The sequence below is a fragment of the Nocardia sp. NPDC050408 genome, assembly GCF_044458905.1.
Lineage (GTDB): Bacteria > Actinomycetota > Actinomycetes > Mycobacteriales > Mycobacteriaceae > Nocardia.
The window spans coordinates 1,030,956-1,052,685 of sequence record NZ_JBITIL010000001.1; the positions used below are offsets into that span (position 1 = coordinate 1,030,956).

Annotated in this window: 21 protein-coding genes; 9 read left to right on the plus strand and 12 right to left on the minus strand. The window is 66.2% G+C overall.

Annotated elements, in window-relative coordinates; all coding sequences use genetic code 11:
* Nucleotides 1–45: 45 nt before the first annotated feature.
* Together ACIBJI_RS04555 and rfbD are read right to left on the minus strand one after the other, a co-directional pair.
* Nucleotides 46–945, minus strand: a complete 900-nt coding sequence (locus ACIBJI_RS04555; RefSeq protein WP_364344054.1) for a glycosyltransferase family 2 protein — start codon at nt 943–945, stop codon at nt 46–48.
* A 91-nt stretch (nt 946–1,036) separates the two neighbouring features.
* Nucleotides 1,037–1,903 carry a dTDP-4-dehydrorhamnose reductase gene (rfbD, locus tag ACIBJI_RS04560; RefSeq protein WP_364344051.1) on the minus strand — a complete coding sequence of 289 codons (867 nt, stop codon included), beginning with the start codon at nt 1,901–1,903 and terminating at the stop codon, nt 1,037–1,039.
* Nucleotides 1,904–2,104: 201 nt separating this feature from the next.
* Here rfbD and ACIBJI_RS04565 point away from each other — a divergent pair, with 201 nt between their 5' ends.
* The 3 genes from ACIBJI_RS04565 to ACIBJI_RS04575 all read left to right on the plus strand — a co-directional run bounded on the left by ACIBJI_RS04565 (nt 2,105) and on the right by ACIBJI_RS04575 (nt 5,780).
* Complete coding sequence (locus ACIBJI_RS04565) at nt 2,105–3,622, plus strand: LCP family protein (RefSeq protein ID WP_397083000.1); 1,518 nt, start codon at nt 2,105–2,107, stop codon at nt 3,620–3,622.
* Nucleotides 3,623–3,640: 18 nt separating this feature from the next.
* Nucleotides 3,641–4,363, plus strand: a complete 723-nt coding sequence (locus tag ACIBJI_RS04570) for a TIGR03089 family protein (RefSeq protein WP_364344048.1) — start codon at nt 3,641–3,643, stop codon at nt 4,361–4,363.
* 103 nt (nt 4,364–4,466) lie between these two features.
* The gene (locus tag ACIBJI_RS04575) at nt 4,467–5,780 is read left to right on the plus strand and encodes a cytochrome P450 (RefSeq protein ID WP_397083003.1); all 1,314 of its coding nucleotides are present in this window, start codon (nt 4,467–4,469) and stop codon (nt 5,778–5,780) included.
* A gap of 3 nt (nt 5,781–5,783) precedes the next feature.
* On the opposite strand, the gene ACIBJI_RS04580 is transcribed toward ACIBJI_RS04575, so the two are convergent.
* On the minus strand, nt 5,784–6,806 hold the full coding sequence (locus tag ACIBJI_RS04580; RefSeq protein WP_364344042.1) for an NAD(P)/FAD-dependent oxidoreductase: 1,023 nt from the start codon (nt 6,804–6,806) through the stop codon (nt 5,784–5,786).
* Between the two features lie 159 nt (nt 6,807–6,965).
* Between ACIBJI_RS04580 and ACIBJI_RS04585 the strand changes: the two genes are divergently transcribed.
* Together ACIBJI_RS04585 and bla are read left to right on the plus strand one after the other, a co-directional pair.
* A complete protein-coding gene (locus ACIBJI_RS04585; protein WP_364344039.1) occupies nt 6,966–7,556 on the plus strand; it encodes an XRE family transcriptional regulator in 591 nt (196 codons plus the stop codon).
* 121 nt (nt 7,557–7,677) lie between these two features.
* Complete coding sequence (bla, locus tag ACIBJI_RS04590; RefSeq protein ID WP_364344036.1) at nt 7,678–8,598, plus strand: class A beta-lactamase; 921 nt, start codon at nt 7,678–7,680, stop codon at nt 8,596–8,598.
* 89 nt (nt 8,599–8,687) lie between these two features.
* On the opposite strand, the gene ACIBJI_RS04595 is transcribed toward bla, so the two are convergent.
* Nucleotides 8,688–9,389, minus strand: a complete 702-nt coding sequence (locus ACIBJI_RS04595) for a response regulator (RefSeq protein ID WP_364344034.1) — start codon at nt 9,387–9,389, stop codon at nt 8,688–8,690.
* Entirely contained in the window at nt 9,386–11,074 is a 1,689-nt protein-coding gene (locus tag ACIBJI_RS04600; protein WP_397083006.1) for an ATP-binding protein, read from the minus strand. The genes ACIBJI_RS04595 and ACIBJI_RS04600 overlap by 4 nt, the downstream gene beginning before the upstream one ends.
* A gap of 109 nt (nt 11,075–11,183) precedes the next feature.
* Between ACIBJI_RS04600 and ACIBJI_RS04605 the strand changes: the two genes are divergently transcribed.
* Together ACIBJI_RS04605 and ACIBJI_RS04610 are read left to right on the plus strand one after the other, a co-directional pair.
* Nucleotides 11,184–12,542, plus strand: a complete 1,359-nt coding sequence (locus ACIBJI_RS04605) for a cation:dicarboxylate symporter family transporter (protein ID WP_364344028.1) — start codon at nt 11,184–11,186, stop codon at nt 12,540–12,542.
* 27 nt (nt 12,543–12,569) lie between these two features.
* Entirely contained in the window at nt 12,570–12,791 is a 222-nt protein-coding gene (locus ACIBJI_RS04610; RefSeq protein ID WP_364344025.1) for a hypothetical protein, read from the plus strand.
* Between the two features lie 74 nt (nt 12,792–12,865).
* On the opposite strand, the gene ACIBJI_RS04615 is transcribed toward ACIBJI_RS04610, so the two are convergent.
* On the minus strand, nt 12,866–13,081 hold the full coding sequence (locus tag ACIBJI_RS04615) for a DUF4287 domain-containing protein (RefSeq protein WP_396957102.1): 216 nt from the start codon (nt 13,079–13,081) through the stop codon (nt 12,866–12,868).
* 183 nt (nt 13,082–13,264) lie between these two features.
* Complete coding sequence (locus tag ACIBJI_RS04620) at nt 13,265–13,690, minus strand: DUF4267 domain-containing protein (RefSeq protein ID WP_364344022.1); 426 nt, start codon at nt 13,688–13,690, stop codon at nt 13,265–13,267.
* 104 nt (nt 13,691–13,794) lie between these two features.
* Between ACIBJI_RS04620 and ACIBJI_RS04625 the strand changes: the two genes are divergently transcribed.
* Nucleotides 13,795–14,379, plus strand: coding sequence for a TetR/AcrR family transcriptional regulator (locus tag ACIBJI_RS04625; RefSeq protein WP_364344019.1), 585 nt, complete (start codon nt 13,795–13,797; stop codon nt 14,377–14,379).
* Nucleotides 14,380–14,434: 55 nt separating this feature from the next.
* On the plus strand, nt 14,435–15,898 hold the full coding sequence (locus ACIBJI_RS04630) for a phytoene desaturase family protein (RefSeq protein WP_397083009.1): 1,464 nt from the start codon (nt 14,435–14,437) through the stop codon (nt 15,896–15,898).
* 82 nt (nt 15,899–15,980) lie between these two features.
* Here the strand turns inward: ACIBJI_RS04630 and ACIBJI_RS04635 are convergent, their stop codons facing one another.
* The 5 genes from ACIBJI_RS04635 to ACIBJI_RS04655 form a co-directional block, all read right to left on the minus strand.
* Complete coding sequence (locus ACIBJI_RS04635) at nt 15,981–16,901, minus strand: cation diffusion facilitator family transporter (RefSeq protein WP_396957098.1); 921 nt, start codon at nt 16,899–16,901, stop codon at nt 15,981–15,983.
* A gap of 299 nt (nt 16,902–17,200) precedes the next feature.
* The gene (gene manA / locus ACIBJI_RS04640) at nt 17,201–18,421 is read right to left on the minus strand and encodes a mannose-6-phosphate isomerase, class I (RefSeq protein WP_364344009.1); all 1,221 of its coding nucleotides are present in this window, start codon (nt 18,419–18,421) and stop codon (nt 17,201–17,203) included.
* Complete coding sequence (locus ACIBJI_RS04645) at nt 18,421–19,644, minus strand: tobH protein (protein ID WP_364344006.1); 1,224 nt, start codon at nt 19,642–19,644, stop codon at nt 18,421–18,423. The genes manA and ACIBJI_RS04645 overlap by 1 nt, the downstream gene beginning before the upstream one ends.
* Nucleotides 19,645–19,885: 241 nt before the next feature.
* Nucleotides 19,886–21,256: a phosphomannomutase/phosphoglucomutase gene (locus ACIBJI_RS04650; RefSeq protein WP_364344581.1), complete on the minus strand. Its 1,371-nt coding sequence runs from the start codon at nt 21,254–21,256 to the stop codon at nt 19,886–19,888.
* A gap of 60 nt (nt 21,257–21,316) precedes the next feature.
* Nucleotides 21,317–21,697: a DUF3499 domain-containing protein gene (locus ACIBJI_RS04655; RefSeq protein ID WP_083898166.1), complete on the minus strand. Its 381-nt coding sequence runs from the start codon at nt 21,695–21,697 to the stop codon at nt 21,317–21,319.
* Between the last annotated feature and the right edge of the window lie 33 nt (nt 21,698–21,730).

Sequence of the window (21,730 nt, forward strand, 5' to 3'; positions counted from 1 at the left end):
CCCAGCGACACGGGTTCGGCACCGTTGTGTGCCGAACTTGTGACGTTAGCTCTGGGCTTCCCGCGCCTGTTGGCGCAGCGCAGATCGAACCGCAATTCGGGAACGGATCGCAAGTCCGGCCCGCAACGCCAACCGCAACGGCGCCTGCCACCAGTGCGGATGCCGATCGGCCTGGAATCGGTACGCGCTCGCGTGGTGCGCGGGGAGCATCACCTCGGGATGGCGTCCGGCCGCATGCCCCTTGGCGTGGGTGACCTCGGCGTCGGGCACGAAGACGTTGTGCCAACCGGCCTTGCCCATCCGGTCGCCGAAGTCCACGTCCTCCATGTACATGAAGTAGCGCGAGTCGAAGCCGTCGATCGAATCGAAGGCCGCGCGCCGGACCAGCAGGCAGGAACCGGACAACCAGCCGACGGCACGCTCGGAGATCTGCTCGTTGTCCTGGCGGTAGCGCAGGGTCCATGGATTCGACGGCCATACCGTGCCGAGGATGGCGTGTCCGGCGCCATCGAGCAGGCCCGGCACTGAGCGCGCGGACGGGTAGACGCTGCCGTCGGGCTCGCGCACCATCGGTCCGAGCGCGCCCGCCCGCGGCCAGCGCTTGGCGGCGGCGAGCAGTTTGTCGATGGAATCGGTGCCCCAGCGAATATCCGGATTGGCGATGACGATGAATTCGACACTCGGATCGATCTCCGCGACCGCCCGGTTGATCGCGCCGCCGTAACCGATATTTCCGCCGGTCCGCAGCAGTCGCACGTGTGCGTTCGCCTCCGCCGCGAGCTCCGGCGCACCGTCCACCGAGCCATTGTCGGCCAGGATCACCTGCGGTTTTTCGCTGGTGGCAGCGGACAGGGTGGTGATGAAGTGCTCGAGGTGCTCGCCGGGTGAATAAGTCACCGTGACGACGACAAGGCCGCCGGGGGCCAAGGATCCGGAATCGCTCACGACTGCGCCTCGCTGACGCTCGGCTCCGTTGTGCGCGATTGCGCGCTGTGTTGATGGTTCACTCGCTGTGGCTCCCTCACGGGCAAGCAGCCTACTGTGACAACCTCGCCAGCGCGTCCCCGAGTGCGACCTTCCACGGCCGCAATGGCGTCAGCCCGGCATCGGCCCAGGAACGGTTGGCCAACACCGAATACGCCGGGCGCCGTGCGGGTCTCGGAAATGCGGTCGAGTCACACGGGCGCACCCGAGTCGGATCCGCGCCGATTCCGGCGAATATCGCCCGCGCGAATTCGAACCAGCTGACTTGGCCGGAATTAGTGGCGTGCAGCACTCGCGGCGCATCCGGTCGACCCGCCAATTCAAGGAGTCCGGCGGCCAGGTCGGCGGCGTAGGTCGGGGAGCCGAGCTGGTCCTCGACCACGTCGAGGGTGTCGCGTTCGCGTTCCAGCCGCAGCATGGTCGCGACGAAATCGCTTCCGCGCCCGGTGTATACCCATGCCGTGCGCACCACATGAGCGTGCGGCGCGGTTTCCAGCACGGCCTGTTCACCTGCCAATTTCGAGCGGCCGTAGACCGTGGCGGGTTCGGTCGGGTCGTCGGTGTCGTACGGCTTGTCGTGTGTTCCCGCGAACACGTAGTCGGTCGAAATATGGATCAATCGAGCGTCCACCTCCGCACATGCGGCAGCGAGTACGGCCGGTCCGGTCGCATTGACCGTGAAGGCGGCCTCGGGATCGGATTCGGCCTGGTCGACGGCGGTGTAGGCGGCACAGTTCAGCACGACATCGCCCGGTTCGATTGCGGCGCGCACGGCGGCCGCGTCCGTGATGTCCAATTCGTCGCGGGCGAAGGCGTGGGCGTCGGGTGCGCGGCGCAGGAGTTCGCGTCCCAACTGCCCGCCGGCTCCGGTCACGACGAGGCGCGCGGCTACGGTCGACAAGGGCGATATCGCGGTCACGGGCACGAGTCTGGCACGCCGTGGCACCTGCGGTTGAGGTCTGCCGCGGTAGCCGTCGGTTAGCCTCGGGGCGACGGTGACGGGGGCTACCGGAGGCGGGGCGGTCGAGTCAGCGACGCGTCGGCTTCGACGAAACCGGCGCTGCGCAGTCGGAATCAGCTGGGAGCGCGCGGGGCAAGCGCAGCATGGTGCTTGGGCAGGATGCTCGGTTTTTGGCGAGAGGATGCAGTGGTGCCGCAGAAGGTGAGGGCGACAGCGTCGTCGCGACTGTCCGATGCTGCGAGCGGCTTGGGGCCGCTGCGCACGTTCATCGCGGTCGGGGCGGTGCTGGTCCTGCTCATCACCGGATTCGCCTGGCACAGCGTGGACTCGCTGATCTCGAATATCGAACGCATCGGCGGCCTCGGCCTCGGCGGTGGGCACGACGGCGCCGTCGACATCCTGCTGGTCGGTGTGGACAGCCGCACCGACGCGCACGGCAATCCGCTCAGCGGCAATGAGCGCGCCATGCTGCACGCGGGCGATGAGGTCGGCACCAATACCGACACCATCGTGCTGGTTCGTGTACCGAACGACGGTCGCTCCGCCACCGCCCTCTCGATTCCGCGCGACTCCTATGTCGACATTCCGGGTATGGGCAAGGGCAAGATCAACTCGGCTTATGGCGCAACCAAGGAGGCCCAGCGGCTAAAGCTGACCAACCAGGGCGTTTCGGAAGCCGACGCGGACAAGCAGTCCACCCAGGCGGGACGGCAGGCGCTGATCAAGACCGTGGCCAATCTCACCGGCATCACGGTCGACCACTATGCCGAGGTCAGTTTGCTCGGGTTCGTGCTGCTGACCGATGCGGTCGGCGGGGTCGATGTGTGCCTGAACAGTCCGGTGGACGAATGGATGTCCGGCGCCGACTTCCGGGCGGGGCGCCAGAAGCTCGACGGCCCACAGGCTTTGAGTTTCGTGCGCCAGCGCCATGATCTGCCGCGCGGCGACCTGGACCGGATCGTGCGCCAGCAGGTCTTCATGGCGCGGCTGGTCGGCCAGGTGCTCAGCGCCAAGACGCTGAGCAATCCGGGCAAGTTGCATAATCTCAGCGATGCCGTCGGTCGCACCGTGGTGCTGGACGACGATTGGGACGTGCTGGCGTTTCTGCAACAGTTGAAGGACCTTTCGGGCGGTCAGGTCAGTTTCGCGACGATTCCGGTCGCCGATCTCAACGACACGACCAGCGACGGTGAATCGGTCGTGCGGGTGGATTCGAAGACGGTCAAGTCTTATGTGGCATCGCTGGTCGACGGCAAGTCGCAGGATCATGCCGAGCCGACAATCGATCCGGCATCGGTGAGCGTCAGCGTGTTCAATGCGAGCGGGATCGGCGGGCTCGCGGGACAGGTGGCACAGGCGTTGACGGCTAAGGGATTCCAGGAGGGATTGGTCGGCAATTACACCGGGCCCAGTGTCACCGGCAGTCGAGTCCTCGCGATGGATGCCTCCAATCCGAAGGCCAAGGCGGTCGCGCAGGCGCTCGGCGGGTTGACGGTCATCGCGGACAGCACGTTGTCCCCGGATTCGGTCAGCGTCGTGTTGGCAAGCGACTATTCTGGTCCGGGCTCGACCGCGGGCAGCATGTTCGACTTCTCCGGAACGTCGAGCACCGCGACGCCCGTACCACCGGCTCCACCGATCGACGCAGGCCAGAATGGACCGAAATGCGTGAATTGACCATGCGTGAATTGACCTATGCGTGACCACGACCAGGTACTGACCCTCACCGAGGCGGTGCTGGATCCAATCCTCGAGCGCGATCCGGCAGGTCCGCGTGTCACCTACTACGACGATGCCACCGGCGCCCGGATCGAACTATCCGGGCTGACCCTGGCGAACTGGGCGGCCAAGACCGCCAATCTGATCCGCGACGAATTCGGGCTGAGCCCGGGTGCGCGCGTCGCGGTGCTGCTGCCCGCGCACTGGCAGACCGCCGCGGTGCTGCTCGGCTGCTGGTGGGCCGGGACCGAGGTGGTGCTCGGGCCCGATGCGGATGCCGATCTGGCGCTCGCGACCGCCGAACGGTTGGACGAGACCGACAGTATTGCGGAGGTCGCGGCGCTTTCGCTGGATGCCTTCGGCATGCCGGTGCGCGATCTGCCGATCGGCATCACCGATTTCGCCACCTCCGTGCGGGTGCACGGGGACCAGTTCATGCCGCGCGGCGCCGGGGTGGCGCTGGACGGGATGCCGGTCTCCGAGGTTCTCGCCGAGGCGAGGAAATCCGCTGTGCTACAAGGGTTTTCCGAGGGTGACCGGGTGCTGTCGAGCGCGTCGTGGGATACCCCGGCCGAGCTGATCGACGGGTTCGTCTCGGTGCTCGTCGCGGGGGCCTCACTGGTGCAGGTGGTCAATCCGGATCCGGCGCTGCGCGAGCGACGCATCGAATCCGAGCGGGTCACCGCGCAGCGCGGCTGAGCTCCGACCCTGGTATAGGTCGGCGTCCGACCATGGGACGTTCCACCCTGGCCGGGGAGTCCGTACGGTGGAATTGTCGCGCAACGATGGGGTTGGTGAAGTGATGAAGCCGCAGTATTGGTTCCGGTGGTTATCGGTGCAGGGTGCGCCGCGGTTTGCCCTGCGCACCCAGGCGCGACGCGGCGATCCGTTCGCCCAACTCATGGGCGGACCGGACGGTCTCGCCGACCCCTATCCACTGATCGAGCGGCTACGCGGACAGGGCCGGGTGCAGCGCACCTCGATCGCGTGGGCGAGCTTCGACCACGACCTGTGCCGAGCCGTGCTGCGGGACAACCGATTCGGTGTGCGTACCACCGACTCCTTCAATATTCCGAAGCCGCTGCAGTTGCTCGCCAAGCGACTTCCCTTGCCGCCCAATCCGGTTGAGCCGCCATCCATGCTGGTCATCGACCCGCCCGAGCATACGCAGATGCGCAAGCCGGTCGCCGCGGCCTTCACTCCGCGCGCAATCGGACGATTGCGCGAACGGGTCGAGACGGTCACCGAGGAACTGCTCGGTGCGCTGCCCTCGGGCGGTTCGGCCGATCTGATCGAGTCATACGGCGCGCAGGTGCCGATTGCCATCATCTCCGAAATGCTCGGCTTCCCGGAAAGGGACCGAAAGTTATTCCTGGACTGGGGCGATCGGATGACGCCCCTGCTCGACGTCGGGATTTCCTGGCGGGCATTCCGGCGGGCGCTCGGCTCGATGGAGGTGATGAACGATTACCTCGACGGACATATCGCGCGACTGCGCCGCGAACCGGGCGATGACATCCTCAGCAGTCTGGTCACCGCGGGTGAACTCGACGATTACGCCTTGAAGGCGACCGCGAGCCTGTTGATGGGCGCGGGTTTCGAGACCACGGTCAACCTGATCGGCAACGGCGTCGCACAATTGGTCACCCACCCCGAACAATTGGATCGATTGCGGGCCCAACCCGATCTCTGGCCGAATGCGGTCGAAGAGGTGCTGCGCATCGATGCGCCGGTACAGACGACGGCACGAATCGCATTGACCGACTTGGAGCTCGAGGGTGTGCGGTTGCACAAGGGCAATACCCTGGTGCTGTCGCTGGCAGGTGCGAACCGCGACCCCGCCGTCTTCGCCGATCCGGCTGTCTTCGATGTCGGACGCTCGAATGCCAAGGAGCACTTGACATTCAGCAGTGGCCTCCACGCCTGCCTCGGTGCGAGCCTAGCCCGCATGGAAGCCACCTACGCGCTGCAATCGTTGTTCGAGCGGTTCCCGGACCTGCGACTCGATGGGACACCGCAACGGCGAGAACTGTTCACGCTGCACGGATATGAACGGATGCCGGTTCGGCTCGGTCGCCGGGCCAGCGCCCCGGCTCCCGAACCGACGACGGTCTGAGGGCTACATGCCGTGCCGATGGTCGCCCGTAACGGCTTCGCACAGCTGCGCTTCGGTTTCGGGTGAGAACGGTTCGCGGTAGGCGGCAACGGCTCGGCGGGTCTCCTCGTCCACCAAATCGGCGTTGATCTGGGCTGCGGCGGCTGCGCCCGCTGCCGCGGCCGCACCGACCTGGGACGTCAGGTCGGTAACATTGCCTGCGGCCCAGACACCGGGCACGTCGGTCCGGCCGGTGGCGTCGGTGGGGATGTATTCGCCGACGCCAGCCGGGTGCTCAGTTGGTTGCAGTCCGAGTTTTTCGAGAAAGTTCGCTCGGGCCACCATCCGTGAGCCGACCACCACGACCTCGCGGGGGACTACGGTGCCGTCGCTCAACCGGACTCCCGCGAGGCGGTCGTCGGTAATCTCCAGCGCGGTCACTTCACCGCGCACCATGCGAATACCGCGGGCATTCAACTCTTCGGCCTGTTCGGCGGTGAGTGGGATGGTGTGCGAGAAGTACGTGACATCGGCGGTGAGCTGACGGAACAGCAGTGCTTGGTGCACCCCCATAGGGCCGGTGCCCAGGACACCGATGGCCTGGTCGCGGACCTCCCAGCCGTGGCAGTACGGGCAGTGGATCACATCGCGACCCCAATGCTCCCGCAGTCCCGCGATCTCGGGTAGCTCATCGACCAGCCCGGTTGTCACCAAAAGCCGACGCGCCCGCACGGATCTGTCACCGAGGCATACCGCGAATCCCTCGGCATCCCTCGCGACCGTGACGACCTCGCCGTTCACCACATGCCCGCCATAGCCGCGAACCTCGGCCCGACCGCGTTCCAGCAACTCGCCGGGCGGTGTTCCGTCCCTGGCGAGCAGTCCGTGCACACCCTCGGCCGGGGCATTACGCGGCTGCCCCGCATCAATGACAACCACCGACCGGCGCATCCTGGCCAGTATCAGCGCACCGCTCAATCCGGCCGCGCCACCGCCGATCACCACCACGTCATAGCCGTCTTTCAGCTGATCGCTTCGCTCGGTCACAGGTGCGCCTCGCTGGCGCTCGGCTCCGCTGCGACCGTTGGTGCTGTGCTGATCGGTTCCCTCGCTTCGCTCGGTCACATGACCACCTCCTCCAGGCAACCATGCATGCTGGGCGGCGATAATGGCAAACAAACTTGCCGTTATGGCAAACTGGTGGGCATGGACAATGACCTCGGCCGAGCCCTCGACGCGGTCGGACCTCGGTTACGCGCGCTGCGTCGCCAGCGCGAAACCACACTGGCCGACCTGTCGACGGAAACCGGCATCTCGGTTAGCACGCTGTCGCGCCTGGAATCCGGTGACCGCCGCCCAACCCTCGAACTGCTGCTGCCGCTGGCCAAGGCGCACGGCGTCACTCTCGACGAACTCGTCGACGCCCCACCCACCGGCGACCCGCGCATCCACCTGCGCCCCATCACCCGCCACGGCATGACCATGCTGCCCCTGACCCGCCGAGCAGGCGGGATCCAGGCATACAAGCTCGTCATCCCGGCCTACAGCCCCCGTCAGGAGCCCGACCCGCGAACCCACGAGGGCTATGAATGGCTCTACGTCCTCAACGGACGCCTACGCCTCGTCCTCGGCGAACATGACGTGATTCTCGTGCCCAGCGAAGCCGCCGAATTCGACACCCGCGTCCCGCACTGGTTCGGCGCGGCGGACAACGAGCCGGTCGAATTCCTCAGCCTTTTCGGGAAACAGGGCGAACGCGCCCATGTTCGCGCCGCGCCGAAATCCGCCCGTCGGTAGGGCGTGCCGAGCAGTCGCCGTGCCGCCTGCCGCGCAGCTGAATGGTTGCCAGAACTCGCTCGACGGCTCGGGTCTTCGTTGCGAAGATCGAACAAGTGCCGCGATCTACGAAAGTTGTGACATGACTCATTCTGCCGGAACCGATTCCAGGCGGCGCGCGCTGCTCGGTATTGCTCTGCTGTCCACGCTGGCCGCCTGCGCGAAGGCACCCGCGCGCGAGATCGCCCCTGCACCAGTATCGGATTCAGTGGCGCGCCCGGACTCGACGGCGCACTTCGCCGAACTGGAGCGACGATTCGACGCTCGACTGGGGATCTTCGCTGTCGCGACCGGATCCGGATCCACGCTCGCGTATCGGGCGGATGAGCGCTTCGCGTTCTGCTCGACATTCAAGGCGCTTGCCGCGGCCGCGGTGCTGTCGCGAAATCCGCTGTCGCATTTGGATACTCGGATACGGTTCACTCGCGGGGACATCCGATCCATCTCACCGATCACCCAGCACCGGGTAGATTCCGGCATGACAATCGGCGAGCTGTGTGACGCGGCGGTCCGCTACAGCGACGGCACCGCAGGCAATCTGCTACTCGATGATATCGGCGGAACGGCTGGATTCACCGACTACCTACGCGGCCTCGGCGACCAGGTCAGCCAGCTGGACAACTACGAACCCGAGCTCAATAGCGTTGTCCCGGGCGATGATTCCGACACCACCACCCCGCGCGCGATCGCCGCCGATTTCCGGACGCTGATCCTAGGCTCGGCGCTACCGGATGACAAGCGCGCACTCCTGACGGATTGGCTCAGGCGCAATGTCACCGGTGCGAAACGCATCAAAGCCGCCACCCCCGACGGCTGGACTATCGCCAACAAGACCGGCACCGGCAACTATGGCCGTGCCAACGACATTGCCATCGTGACCCCACCCTCGCGCCCGCCGCTGCTGCTGGCGATCATGTCGGACCGCCCCAGCGGCTATGACGCACAACCCAGCGAAGACCTGATAGCCGAGGCCGCCCGACATATCTTCACCATCCTGAACTGATTTCCGGGTTCCGGTCCGAGGTCCGCACGCGGCATCGGTGCGGCAGCGAACGAAGAGTGTGCACATCCCATTCTCTCGCCGTGTCCGAGTCACTCTGGGCGCGGTTTCCAGGTGTAGCGGGTTTTGGGGCGGCCTGCGTGGCCGTAGTCGGACTTACGGTCGACCAGGCCGTCGTCGGCCAGCTTTTCCAAGTAGCGCCATGCCGTAATCCGCGAAACCCCGACGGTGCTGGCCGTATCGGCGGCAGTGAGTCCGCCTGGGGCGTCGCGGACCGTGCGGGAGATTTCGTCCAATGTTTGCGGGGCAACGCCTTTGGGTGCGGTGGCGCGTTGGTCGGAGGTGCGTAGGGCGCTGAGGGCGCGGTCGATATCCTGTTGGGAGATGGCGGTTTCGCCCGCGGGTAGGGCGGTGCGGAATTCGCGGTAGCGTTCGAGTTTGTCGCGGAAGGCGGCGAAGGTGAACGGTTTCAGCAGGTAGAGGACCACCCCGTAGGAGACCGCGGTGCGCACCATGGCCAGGTCGCGGGCCGAGGTGATGGCGATGACGTCGGGGCGGGGTGCGAGGCCGGTCAGGGCGGCGGCCACATCCAGGCCGCTGGCATCGGGAAGTCCGATATCCATGAGCACCAGGTCGATCGGTGCATTCTCGGCAGCCGCATCGGCCGCGGCGCGCATGGCCTCGCGACCGGTGTGTGCGACGGCGACCGCGCTGAAGCCCGGAATCCGTTCGACGTAGGCGCGGTGCGCCTCGGCGATCAATGGCTCGTCCTCGACGATCAACACTCGGATCATCGCGCATCCTTTCGTGGGATCGTCACGGTCACGGCACTTTCCGGATCGCGTTCGGTGTCGATTACGCCGCTGTGCCGGTCGACAAGGCGATGGACCAGTGCCAGCCCGAGGCCCTGATGGTCGGCCTTGGTGGAGTAGCCGCGTTCGGCGGCGCGGGCGAAGGCTTCGGCCGACATGCCGGGTCCGCTATCCGCGACGCGCAAATACAGTGCCGAATCGTTCGCCGGTCGCACCGAATCGAACGCCGCCGCCATCTCGATGGCCAGTGCTGGCTCCGGTGCCAGCGCCGGATCGGCAGCAGCCGACGCATCCTGCTGGCGCACAGTAACTTCCACCCATCCAGCGTCACCTTCGGCAGCCGCGTCGATGGCATTATCGATCAGATTGCCGACCAGTGTCACTGTCTCCTGCGCGGACAGCGGCGCGGTCGAGTCGAGCGCCGTATCCTCGGTGATCGTCAACTCGATGCCGCGCTCGGCCGCCTGGTTCACCTTGCCGAGCAACAGTGCCGCAAGCGCCGGATCGCCGACCGAGGCGAGTAGCCGATCGATGAGAGCTTGGGACAGTTGAAGTTCCGCGGTCGCGAACTCCACCGCCTCCCGATAGCGTCCCAACTCCACCATGGTGATCACGGTGTGCAGCCGGTTGGCCGATTCGTGCGCCTGTGCGCGCAGCGATTCCGCGAATCCGCGCACCGAATCGAGTTCGCCCATCACGGTACGCAATTCGGTGTGGTCGCGGATGGTGATCACGGTGCCGATCGGCCGCCGCTCCCAGGTGACGACATCCTGATTGACCAGCAGAATCCGGTCCGTGGTCACATGCATCTCGTCGCGAACCACCCCCCAACTCATCCGCTGCATCGAAATCGGCAGATCCGCACGCGCGACGGGTCCATCGGGCAGATCCAGCAACCTGCGCGCCTCGTCGTTGACGACCTCCGCGCCATCGGCGTTCGGACCGAACACCACCAGCCCCTCGTGGATCGAATGCAGCACCGCATCGTGCTGTTCGTACAGCGTGCGCAGCTCATCCGGCGCGAGACCGTGCGTCTGTCGACGAATCCGGCGACTCAACAGAAACGAACCCGCCGCCGCTACCACTAGACCCGCTGCGGCCACGCCGAGAATCAACGGCAATTGCGTACCGACCTGAGCGCCGATCCGTGCCCGGGTGACACCCGCCGAGACCAATGCGACGATGCGCCCGTCGTCATAGACCGGCGTGACCGCCCGAATGGAGGGCCCGAGCGTTCCGGTGTACGTCTCGGTGAACGTCTCCCCGGCCAGCGCCCGATCGATATTGCCGCTGAATGGTTGCCCGATGAGTGCGGGCGTGGTGTGGGTGTAGCGGGTCCGATCACGTGCCATCACCACGATGAAGTCCATCCCGGTCGCCATGCGGGTCCGTTCGGTCACCGGTTGCAGTAACGCGGTGGGGTCGGGGGTGCGCAGGGCCTCGATGGTGGACGGCGCGTCCGCCACGGCCAAAGCGACATCGGTGACCTCGCGCGAGGTGGTGACATCGCTGTCGTGCCTGGCGTCGAGTACGGCTAGCACCGCCCCGATGCCGATGACCAGCCCGAGCACCACCAGTTGCAGCACGAAGGCCTGTCCGGCCAGCGATAGCCGACCGCGTCCCCCGTGTTTCTCACCGCGCAACACTTGCTTTTCCCTCGTGCCCATTGAACGTAATGCACCAAAGCGTGACCGCCGTCACCCCTAGCAGCCAACATTGTGCACGTGAGGGCGTGAGCCACCTCACGCCGGTACCACTGAAGAGGACTTTCCCGATATGAGCGATGTAGCAAAACGACAGCCGCGCGACCGTACGCACTGGCTGTATCTGGGCGTGATTGTCGCCGTAATCGCGGGAATTCTGGTGGGCTGGTTGGCGCCTGAATTCGGTCAGGACCTCGCACCGCTCGGCACCATGTTCGTCAATCTGATCAAGATGATGATCGCGCCGGTCATCTTCTGCACGATCGTGCTCGGCATCGGATCGGTGCGCTCCGCGGCCAGCGTCGGCAAGGTGGGCGGACTCGCGATCGGTTACTTCCTGGTGATGTCGACGATCGCACTCGGCATCGGGCTGGTCGTCGGCAATCTGCTCGAACCGGGCTCCGGCATGAATGTCGCCACTACCGCCAAGCAGGGCGCGAAGCTCGCCGATCAGGCGCACGCCGCTGGCGGCACCTGGGATTTCATCCAGAGCATTATCCCGACCACACTGGTCTCCTCGCTGACCACCGGCAGCGTGCTGCAGGCGCTGTTCATCGCGCTGCTGGTCGGATTCGCGCTGCAGGCGATGGGTACGACGGGGGAGCCGATCCTGCGCGGTGTCGCATCGCTGCAGAAGTTGGTGTTCCGGATCCTGTCGATGATCCTGTGGCTGGCCCCGATCGGCGCGTTCGGCGCCATCGCGAATGTGGTCGGTAAGACCGGCCTGGACGCGGTGAAGCAGTTGGCGTTGTTGATGTTCGCGTTCTACCTGACCTGTCTGGTGTTCGTCTTCGGTGTGCTCGGCGTGCTGCTGTGGTCGGTATCGCGGGTGTCGATCTTCAAGCTGGTCCGGTACCTGGCCCGGGAATACCTGCTGATCCTCGGTACCTCGTCCTCCGAGTCCGCGCTGCCGCGGCTGATCGCCAAGATGGAGCACCTGGGCGTCGAGCGGACCACCGTCGGTGTCGTCGTACCGACCGGATATTCATTCAACCTGGACGGCACTGCCATCTACCTGACCATGGCGTCGCTGTTCATCGCCGATGCGATGGGCAAACCGCTCAACATTGGTGAGCAGGTCGGCCTGCTGCTGTTCATGATCGTCGCATCCAAGGGCGCGGCCGGGGTGACCGGCGCGGGTCTGGCCACGCTGGCGGGCGGGCTACAGAGCCATCGCCCCGAACTGCTCGACGGCGTCGGACTGATCGTCGGCATCGACCGGTTCATGTCCGAAGCCCGTGCGTTGACCAACTTCTCGGGCAATGCGGTCGCCACCGTGCTGGTCGGCACCTGGACCAAGACCATCGACATGGATTGGGTCCACTCGGTCCTCGACCGCAAACTGCCCTTCGACGAGCGGACCATGATCGACGACGACCACGAGCCGCGGACACCGCAGCAGCCAGACGCCGTAGACATGGTCAAGGCCTAGTGCCTCGCGCGGACGATGAGATAAGCCATGACCGCCGAACGATGGTTCCCGCCCGAAGATGATCTGCACCTGCGGATCTGGATGGCCGGTGTGGTCTTCGACTACGCCGCCACCGCGGCGGCGGTACACAATCTGATCCACGATTGGCGGCGAAAGCACTGGTGCACAATCGAATTGATTCGTGACACCGTCGAGAACTGCCGGCTGCTACCGCGCCTGCCGTGCGAACGCTTGTTCCTCGGACCGTGACCGGGCCGAGGCACCAGCGCTTCCCGAATACGAAGGGGCCCGCAGGATCTGCGGGCCCCTTCGTGGCGTGCGGCTCAACTGGCCCACTTCTCGGGGTTCAGGTAGTGCTGGGTAATCGCGGTCGCGTGCCCGTGCCCGAAGCCGTGCTCGGACTTCAGCCACTCGACGAGTTCCTTGTGCGACTTCTGGTTCGAGGCGACCATTGCGGCCTTCCACTCGTCGATCGTTCTGCCGTATTTGGCTTCGATCGACGGGAAGTAGGATGCGGGGCCTTTGGGTTCGGTCGCCATGCTCGTCTCCTGTATTCGCTGGACGTTCCGCAATATCGACGGGGCCGATTGCCGAAACTTATCGGTGCGCGCGGGAATGTGTGCCTGATCACGAACACCGGCGCCGACCTCGCGGGGTACGAGGTCGGCAAACGGGGATCCGGTTGCGGCGAAACCTGGTGTCGACCAGCGTGCTCCGGACAATCAGGCGTTGACGGCGACGCGCTGGGAGTCCTGCCGGTGCGCGACGGTACGCTCGCGGATCAGCAGGACGCCCGTGACGGCGACCAGCGCTGCGGTGAGGCCGTGGATGCCGAACGCGGCCGCGGCCGAGCCGCCCCAGCTGAGCACGGTGAGCATGTCGCCGATCGGAATCAGTGCGATCACCAAGGTGACGATGCCGAGGGCGTAGCGCTGCTTGATGGCGAGCAGCACCAGGATGATCAGCCCGGAGACGGTATCGCGGACGCCCTTGAGATTCATGAATGCGACCGCATCACCCGTGGGCCATTGCGGCAGGCCGAACCCGTTGGCGATGGTCTCCGGGGTGACCAGGTAGCTGATGCCGATGTAGAGGATGAAGGCGGCGCCGATCAGGGAAAGGGCGGTGGCGATGCGCGATATGGTCATGACGTGCTCCTCGAAATCGTGCTCTAGTTTCTAGCGTCGCTAGGTGTGATAGCAACGATAGCGAAGGCCCCGTTAGTTTGTCTAGCGATGCTAGAATTTCGAATATGACCACGCAGAACCGCAAAGAACGCGAACGCGCCGAACGCCACCAGCGCATCATCGACGCGGCCCGCGAACTCGCCGAAACATCGGGCTGGGAGGCGGTGACCGTGCGCCGCCTCGCGGAGAAGATCGAATACAGCCAGCCGGTGCTATACAGCCACTTCGCGGGTAAGGCTGCGATCGTCTCGGCCGTCGCCGAAGAAGGCATCGCCGAACTCACCGCACAGCTGCGCGAGCGGCGGGCCCGCGCGAAAACCCCGGTCGAGGCACTCGAGGCCATGGTGCGCGGCTATCTGGACTTCGCGACCGAGAATCCGGCGCGCTACGACGCGATGTTCGTCCTCAACACCGAACTCACCTTCGGCAACGACGCGCCACAGGTGCTGCGCGACGCATTCGGCGAGATCCAGAGCGCGTATGCGCCGTTCGCCGGCGATTTCAACCTACAGGCGGGCACCGAGGTGGCCTGGAGCACCCTGCACGGCATCGCCACCCTGGATCGCAGCGGTCGCCTGGTCGATGACCTGCGCGAGGACCGCATCCGGGTGCTGCTCGGCCAATGGGCACATCAGGGAGCGAATGGGTGACCGATACCTCGCAGGGGTGACGGCACAGCCCGGGTCGGCCCGGCAGAATCGAGGTATGCCCGATGTCGTGGTGGTCGGTTCCGGTCCCAACGGTCTCGCCGCGGCGGTGATCCTGGCCCGTGCCGGTCTCACCGTCGAGGTGTACGAGGCGCAGGGCACCGCAGGCGGCGGCAGCCGCACCGCCGAGCTGACGCTGCCCGGATACCGACACGATGTCTGCGCTGGTGCGCATCCGATGGCCTTGGCATCGCCATTCTTCCGCGCCTTCGATCTGGCCGCGCACGGTGTCGAACTGCTCGCGCCCGAGGTGTCATACGCGCATCCGCTCGACGGCGGCACGGCCGGTCTGGCTTGGCGCGATCTGGACCGCACCGCCGCCGGCCTCGGCCGGGACGGCACCGCATGGCGTGCGCTCTTCGAACCGATGGTCCGGCATTGGCGGCAGGTCGTGGATTTCGCGATGTCGGATCTGCGCCGCCCGCCTGCAGACCTGCTGACCGGACTGCGCTTCGGACTGCGCGTGCTCGAGCAGGGATCGCCCCTGTGGAACCTGCGATTTCGTGAACAGACGGCACCCGCGCTGCTGACCGGCGTCGCCACGCATGCGATCACGCCGCCGCGCGCCATTCCGGCGGCCGGAGCGGGCATGCTGCTCGCGACCCTCGCCCACGCCGGAGGCTGGGTGCTGCCACGCGGCGGGAGTCAGGCCATTCCAGATGCGCTGAGCGCCGAACTCGAACGGCTCGGCGGCAAGCTCGTCACCGGACACCGCGTCGATTCGCTCGACGAATTCGGCGGCGCGCGGGCGGTTGTGCTGGATACCGCGCCCACCGAACTGCTGCGCATGGCGGGAGATCGGCTACCGAATCATTACGCAAACGGGTTGCGCCGCTTCCGTTATGGCGGCGCGGCCTGCAAGGTCGACTTCGCTTTGTCCGGTCCGGTGCCGTGGCAGGCCCCGGGCTGCGAACTCGCCGGGACGCTGCATCTGGTCGGCACCCGCGCCGAGGCAATGGCCGTCGAAAAGACCATCGCCGCAGGACAACACGCGGATCGTCCGTATGTCCTTGCCATCCAGCCGGGCGTGGTCGACTCGACGCGGGCGCCGGCGGGCGGCCACACGCTCTACACCTACGCCCACGTTCCGAACGGGTCCACCCGCGATATCAGCGCCTCCGTCATCGCCCAATTGGAACGCTTCGCCCCGGGCTTCACCGACCTGATCCTGGCCAGGAACGTCGTCACCAGCGCCGAAATGCCGACGCACAATGCCAACTACATCGGCGGCGATATCTCCGCGGGCGCGATGACCCTGCGCCAGTTCGTCTTCCGTCCGGTCCCGCGCTGGAATCCCTACGCCACACCACTACCCGGCGTCTACCTCTGCTCCGCCTCGACCCCGCCCGGCCCCGGTGTCCATGGCATGTCCGGTTCGAATGCCGCGCGGCACGTGCTGCGCACGGAGTTCGGCATCCACATCAACCCATTGGATCTGCTGCGCACACCGAATCCGGCCTGAGCATGTACCTTTCGCCGGATCTGACAAAACCGCCGGATTTGGCGGAAAGTGCGCCCAGGCCGGATTACGCGGGCGATCCGACTCAGGCCCGCGGCGTCCGGTACAGGTCGGGTTCCAGATACATCACCCGCGCGGCGGGCACGGCCGCCCGCACCCTGGCCTCCGCGTCATCGATGGCCGCGGCGATATCGTCGATATCCAGATCCGGCACGATCGAGATCTTGGCCGCGACCAGGATCTCCTCCGGCCCGAGATACTGAGTCTTGAGGTGGATCACCCGGTCGATGCGGTTGCCGTCGACCAGGTTGGCGCGAATCGCCTTATCCTCCTCCGGCGTCGCGCCCTCACCGATCAGCAGGCTCTGCATCTCCACGATCAGGATCACCGCGATAATGCCGAGCAGCGCACCGATGGCCAGCGTGCCGATGCCGTCCCAGACCGGATCATCGGTGAGCATGGTCAGCCCGACCGCCGCGAATGCGAAGACCAGACCGACCAGCGCGCCGGTGTCCTCCAACAGCACCACCGGCAGTTCCGGACTGCGCGAATTGCGGATGAACCGCCACCAACTCGAATTGCCTTTGAGCGGGATGGATTCCCGCATCGCGGTCGTAAAGCTGTAGCCCTCGAGACAGATCGCGATGAACAGGATGACGATCGCGACTATCGGGTTGGTCAGCTCCTCCGGATGCTGAATCTTGTGGATGCCCTCGTAGATGGCATAGATCGAGCCGAGCGTGAACAGCACCAGCGCCACGATGAACGAGTAGAAGTAGCGATTGCGCCCGTAACCGAATGGGTGCAGTTCATCGGCATCCTGCGCGGCCCGGCGCTGCCCGAGCAGCAGCAGCCCCTGGTTCGCGGTGTCCGCGACCGAGTGCACCGCCTCGGCCAGCATCGATCCCGAACCGGTGATGAACGCGCCGACGAACTTCGCCACCGCGATCCCCGCATTCGCCGACAATGCGGCGAGAATCGCCTTTTTGCCACCACCAGCCGACATCTAGGTAGTTCCTCCTGTGTCCGAGTTGCCGCGCCTTCGGCGCTGCTCTGTCTAATTGCCGCGCCTTCGGCGCGTCGTGTTCGCGGCCCCCTGGTGTCTCGCGTCCGACCCTTACGAGCGACCTGCAAGCAGTCGCTGGCGGGTGTCGTCGAGACTCGCGCCTGCGGCGCGTGCGCTTCGACGACTCGGACGCGAGACGGGCCGCGAACGTCGCTCGTAAGACTCGCTCCGGTGTGGTCCGGTTAGGAGGCCGTCGAACGAACAGCCTAGGGCAGCACACGGGCAAACTGGGCGACAGGTCAGTTCGAGCCACCGACGCATGCGCAGAACAACTGGGCGTCAGCGTCTAGGGCCTGGGCGTGAATCTCGGTGTCGGCCGCCGATATCCACGCCGCCGCACCCCGCGCCAGCACCAGCTCACTCACCCCTTGCAACAGTCGCACCCTACCCGCGGTGCACAGCATGATTCCCGGCCCCGCGGATGTCAGCGGCACCTGCCCGGATTCGGTGGTCAGGTCGAACCGCCGCAGCGCGAACTCGGGCGCGGGCGTCCGATAACGCAGTGACCCATCGTCGACCGCTTCCGGTAGCACCACCGGCAGATCGATCGGCTCGAAATCCAGTACCCGCAGCAATTCCGGCACATCGACATGCTTGGGCGTGAGACCGCCGCGCAGCACATTGTCGGAGTTGGCCATGATCTCCACACCGAGTCCGCGCAGATACGCATGCAGATTGCCCGCCGCGAGGAACAGCCCCTGTCCCGGTTCCAGCGTCAACCGATTGAGCAGCAGCGCGGCCAGCACACCGGCGTCGCCCGGATATGCCTCGGCGAGTTCGAGCGCGGTGCGCGCCTCGGCGGTGAACTCACGAGTGCCCTTCTCCGAGAGATAGCGCACGCACCCGTCGAGCACCTGGGGCAGCAGGGTGCCGAGGACATTCTGCGGCAGCGTGATCCAGGTCGTGAACAGCGTGCGCAGTCCGGCCGAATCGGGTTGGGCGGCAAGCAGATCCGCATACGAACGCAGCCCGGGCACATCCAGTGCGCGCAGCAACTCGACCGTGCGCCGCGGATCCCGGAATCCGGCCAGCGCCTCGAATCGGTCCAGCGCCACAACCAATTCCGGCTTGTGGTTCTCGTCGCGATAGTTGCGCATCGGCGAATCCAGCGGCACCCGCGCGAGATTCTCTCGTTCGAACCCGGTCCGCGCCTGGGCCGAACTCGGATGCGCCTGCAGCGATAGCGGTTCCTCGGCGGCGAGGACCTTCAACAGGAACGGCAGCCGCCCGCCGAATTCCGGTGCGGCGGGACCGAGTTCGCGCTCCGGATCCTCGGCGACCAACTCCAGCAGCGAGCGGGTGCTGTTCTCCAAGCGGACATGCGCCGGATCGGCGGGATGCGCACCGAACCACAGCTCCGCCTCCGGATGCGCGGAAGGAACCGGTCGACCGCACAACCTAGCGAGTGCGGTGCGTGAACCCCAGGCATAGGAACGCAGCGCACCAACGAGTTCGTGCACTAGTAGTGTCCCCCGTCGAGCTGTTCGGTGGACGGTGCCGCACCGCCACGCGAGCCGATCAAGCGTAGATACGCAGCGGCCATTTCCAAGCGCACCGCGAGCACCGCGAGTTGTTCGAGTTCGCTGGCGTGGGCGATGGTGCCGGGCAGGGGTGCACCCGAATCATCCACTCGGGCAGGCATGGGCGCGGCCGGATCGTTGAGCGAGGTGTGCAGCAGTTCGACATCCGCACTCACCAGATCGGCGTCGACCAGACCCGATCCGGTGCCGCCGAAAACGGCGAGCCGGCGATGCGCCGCGGCCTGATCCAGATCCGCGCTGAGCACGAACACCCCGATGCGCTCCACCGGCGCGGGACCGTCGAGTTCCTCGTCGTGGAACAGCGGGTCGAAGTTCGGCGCGGATTCGCCTGCGGCCTCGACCATTCGGGGATTGGCGGCAACGGCCTCGGCCAGATGCACCGCGGTGGCCACCTTGCCCGCCGACTGCAACAGCACCTCGGCGCCGTGCTCGGCGAGCTCACTGGCGGCAGGGGAGTCCCCGGCCAGCACGATGGCGCGCTGCTGCATGCGGGCGGCCAGCGTCTTGGCCGGATTGCGGAAGACCTCATTGTGCGGGCCGTCGCGCAATGCCTCGGCATCGAGCACGTCGGCCAGCTCGGTCAGATCGGGTACGAGCGCACCTGCGCGGGTCGGATCGACGATGCGCAGCACCGCTATACAGGCGGAGAGGAAGCGCAGCAGCCGATTGTGGTCCAGAACCGGAATCCGGGGTTCCAGTAGGGACGTACGCCCGGCCGCGGCGGCCCGCAGCGGCCCCTCGTGCGGAGCCACGACCACGACCTCCGCGCCCCGGCGCCGTGCCCGGTCGACCGCATCGATCAGCCGGGGATCGCCGGCGTCGTCACCAGCGACGAGCACCACGTCCAGCGGACCGACCCATGGCGGAAGGGCGGCGACCGGGACCACGGGTAGGCCAGCGCGGTCGCCGAGTGCGGCGACGATCAGACTCGCGGCGCGTGCGGCTCGGCCCGCGCCGGAGACCAACACCACGCTGCGTGGTCGCAGATCCGCGAGGCGCGCGAGCGCGTCCTCACCGACCGCGGCCGCGGTCGCACGTACCTGCGCGCCGCCGGATGCCGCGGAGCGCAGGGCGCCGCCGACATCGGCAGCCTCGAGCGAAGCGGCATCATCGAGGTCGAGCACCGGTGTTCCAGCGATCATCGGGCATCCCACCTCCCCTCATCGCGCTGTGTGCGGTCCCGCCCTGCTCCCACCCGGGCTGTCGATTCGGAGGGATCGACAGGGGCACCCAGGTCGGGCGAATCCAACGTCTGTAATTCCACTATTCCAGTCAGGAGCAAACGATGCTCAGAATCTCGGTATCGGGCTGAGTCGTCTACTTCCTCGGGCGTCGAATCCTGAGCCTGCGTGTCCATTCCGGGCTGTGATTCCACTATCCCAGTCAGGACCGGACGATGCTCAGGATCTCGGTCACGAGTGCGGTTACTTCCTCCGTCGACCTGGCCTCGACGTTCAGCCGCAGCAACGGTTCGGTATTCGACGCGCGCAGATTGAACCAGGCGTCATCGGCGAGCTGAACGGTGACCCCGTCCAACCGGTCCACCGATTTGGCCCGATCACCGAATGCGTCCACTACAGCCATCGTCCGCTCCTTCGCGTCCGCCACTGTCGAGTTGATCTCTCCGGAGGCCGCATATGTTTCGTACGACGACATGAGCTCCGAGATCGGCCGGTTCTTTTCGCCGAGCGCCGCGAGCACGTGCAGGGCCGCGAGCATGCCGGAATCGGCGCCCCAGAAATCGCGGAAGTAGTAGTGCGCGGAATGCTCGCCGCCGAATACCGCGCCGGTGGCCGCCATCTCCTGCTTGATGAACGAGTGCCCGACCCGGGTGCGCACCGGGGTGCCGCCGAGTTCGTGCACGAGTTCGGGCACCGCATGCGAGGTGATCAGATTGTGGATGATGACCGCGCCCGGCTCCTTGGCCAGCTCACGCTCGGCGACCAGTGCGGTGATGGCCGACGGCGAAATCGGATCGCCGTTCTCGTCGACCACGAAGCAGCGGTCGGCGTCGCCGTCGAAGGCGAGACCGATATCGGCACCGGACTTGCGGACCAGAGCTTGCAGATCGACCAGATTCTTCGGATCGAGCGGATTGGCCTCGTGGTTGGGGAACGAGCCGTCCAGCTCGAAGTAGAGCGGCACCAGGTTCAGCTGCGCCACGGTGCCCAGCACCTCGGGCACGGTGTGTCCGCCCATGCCGTTGCCCGCGTCCACCGCGATGGTGAGCGGGCGGACCTTGTCGAGATCGACAAGCCCGCGCAGGAACTTCGCATAATCGGCCAGCAGATCGATCTTCGTGGCGCTGCCCGGTGTTCCGTCGTAGCCGGGTACCCCGTTGATCACCTCGTCCTTGATCGTCGCCAGACCGGTGTCCTGGCCCACCGGAAGCGCCTTCGCACGGCACAGCTTGATGCCGTTGTAGCGGGCCGGATTGTGGCTGGCGGTGAACATCGCGCCGGGACAGTCGAGGTCACCGGAGGCGAAGTAGAGCTGATCTGTCGAGGCGAGTCCGATGTGCACCACGTCGAGGCCCTGGCCGAGCACGCCGTCGGCGAAGGCGCTGGCCAGTTCCGGGGAGGACTCGCGCATATCGTGTCCGATGGCTACGCGGGTCGCGCCCTCGGCGCGCATCAACCGCGCGAACGCGGCCCCCACATCCTTGACGAATTCTCCGTCGATCTGTTCACCGACGACCCCGCGAACGTCATAAGCCTTGATCACCGCGTTCACGAATTCGGCAGAGCGGGCCACTGTCATGATGACCACCCTAGTGGCTCGCGCCGACACCCCTGACACGGTCCCATCCGAGTGCTAGCTGGGCGGGTCCGGGAGTACTCGAAGGTGGCCGCGCCGGCCGGTGCGCGTGGCGCGCGGTGCGGGCGGGGCGTAATCGGAATAGCCACGCTGATCGTGCTCCGGGGGACGGCGGCGCAGGCCCGCCTCGCGGACCGCTTCGGCCAATGCCGTCAGATCATCGTCATCCGGTGTGCTGGAAGAGAATCCGCCTTCGTGGCGAACCATTTCCCAACCCTTCGGTGCGGTGATGCGGGAAGCGTGTGTTTCACACAGATCCCAGGAATGTGGTTCGGCCACCGTTGCCAGTGGCCCGACCACCGCGGTCGAGTCGGAGTACACGTAGGTGAGCGTCGCAACAGCGGGATTCTTGCAACCTGGTCGGCAGCAACGACGCATGGGGATCACGCCGATGAGAGTAACGCGCTCGGC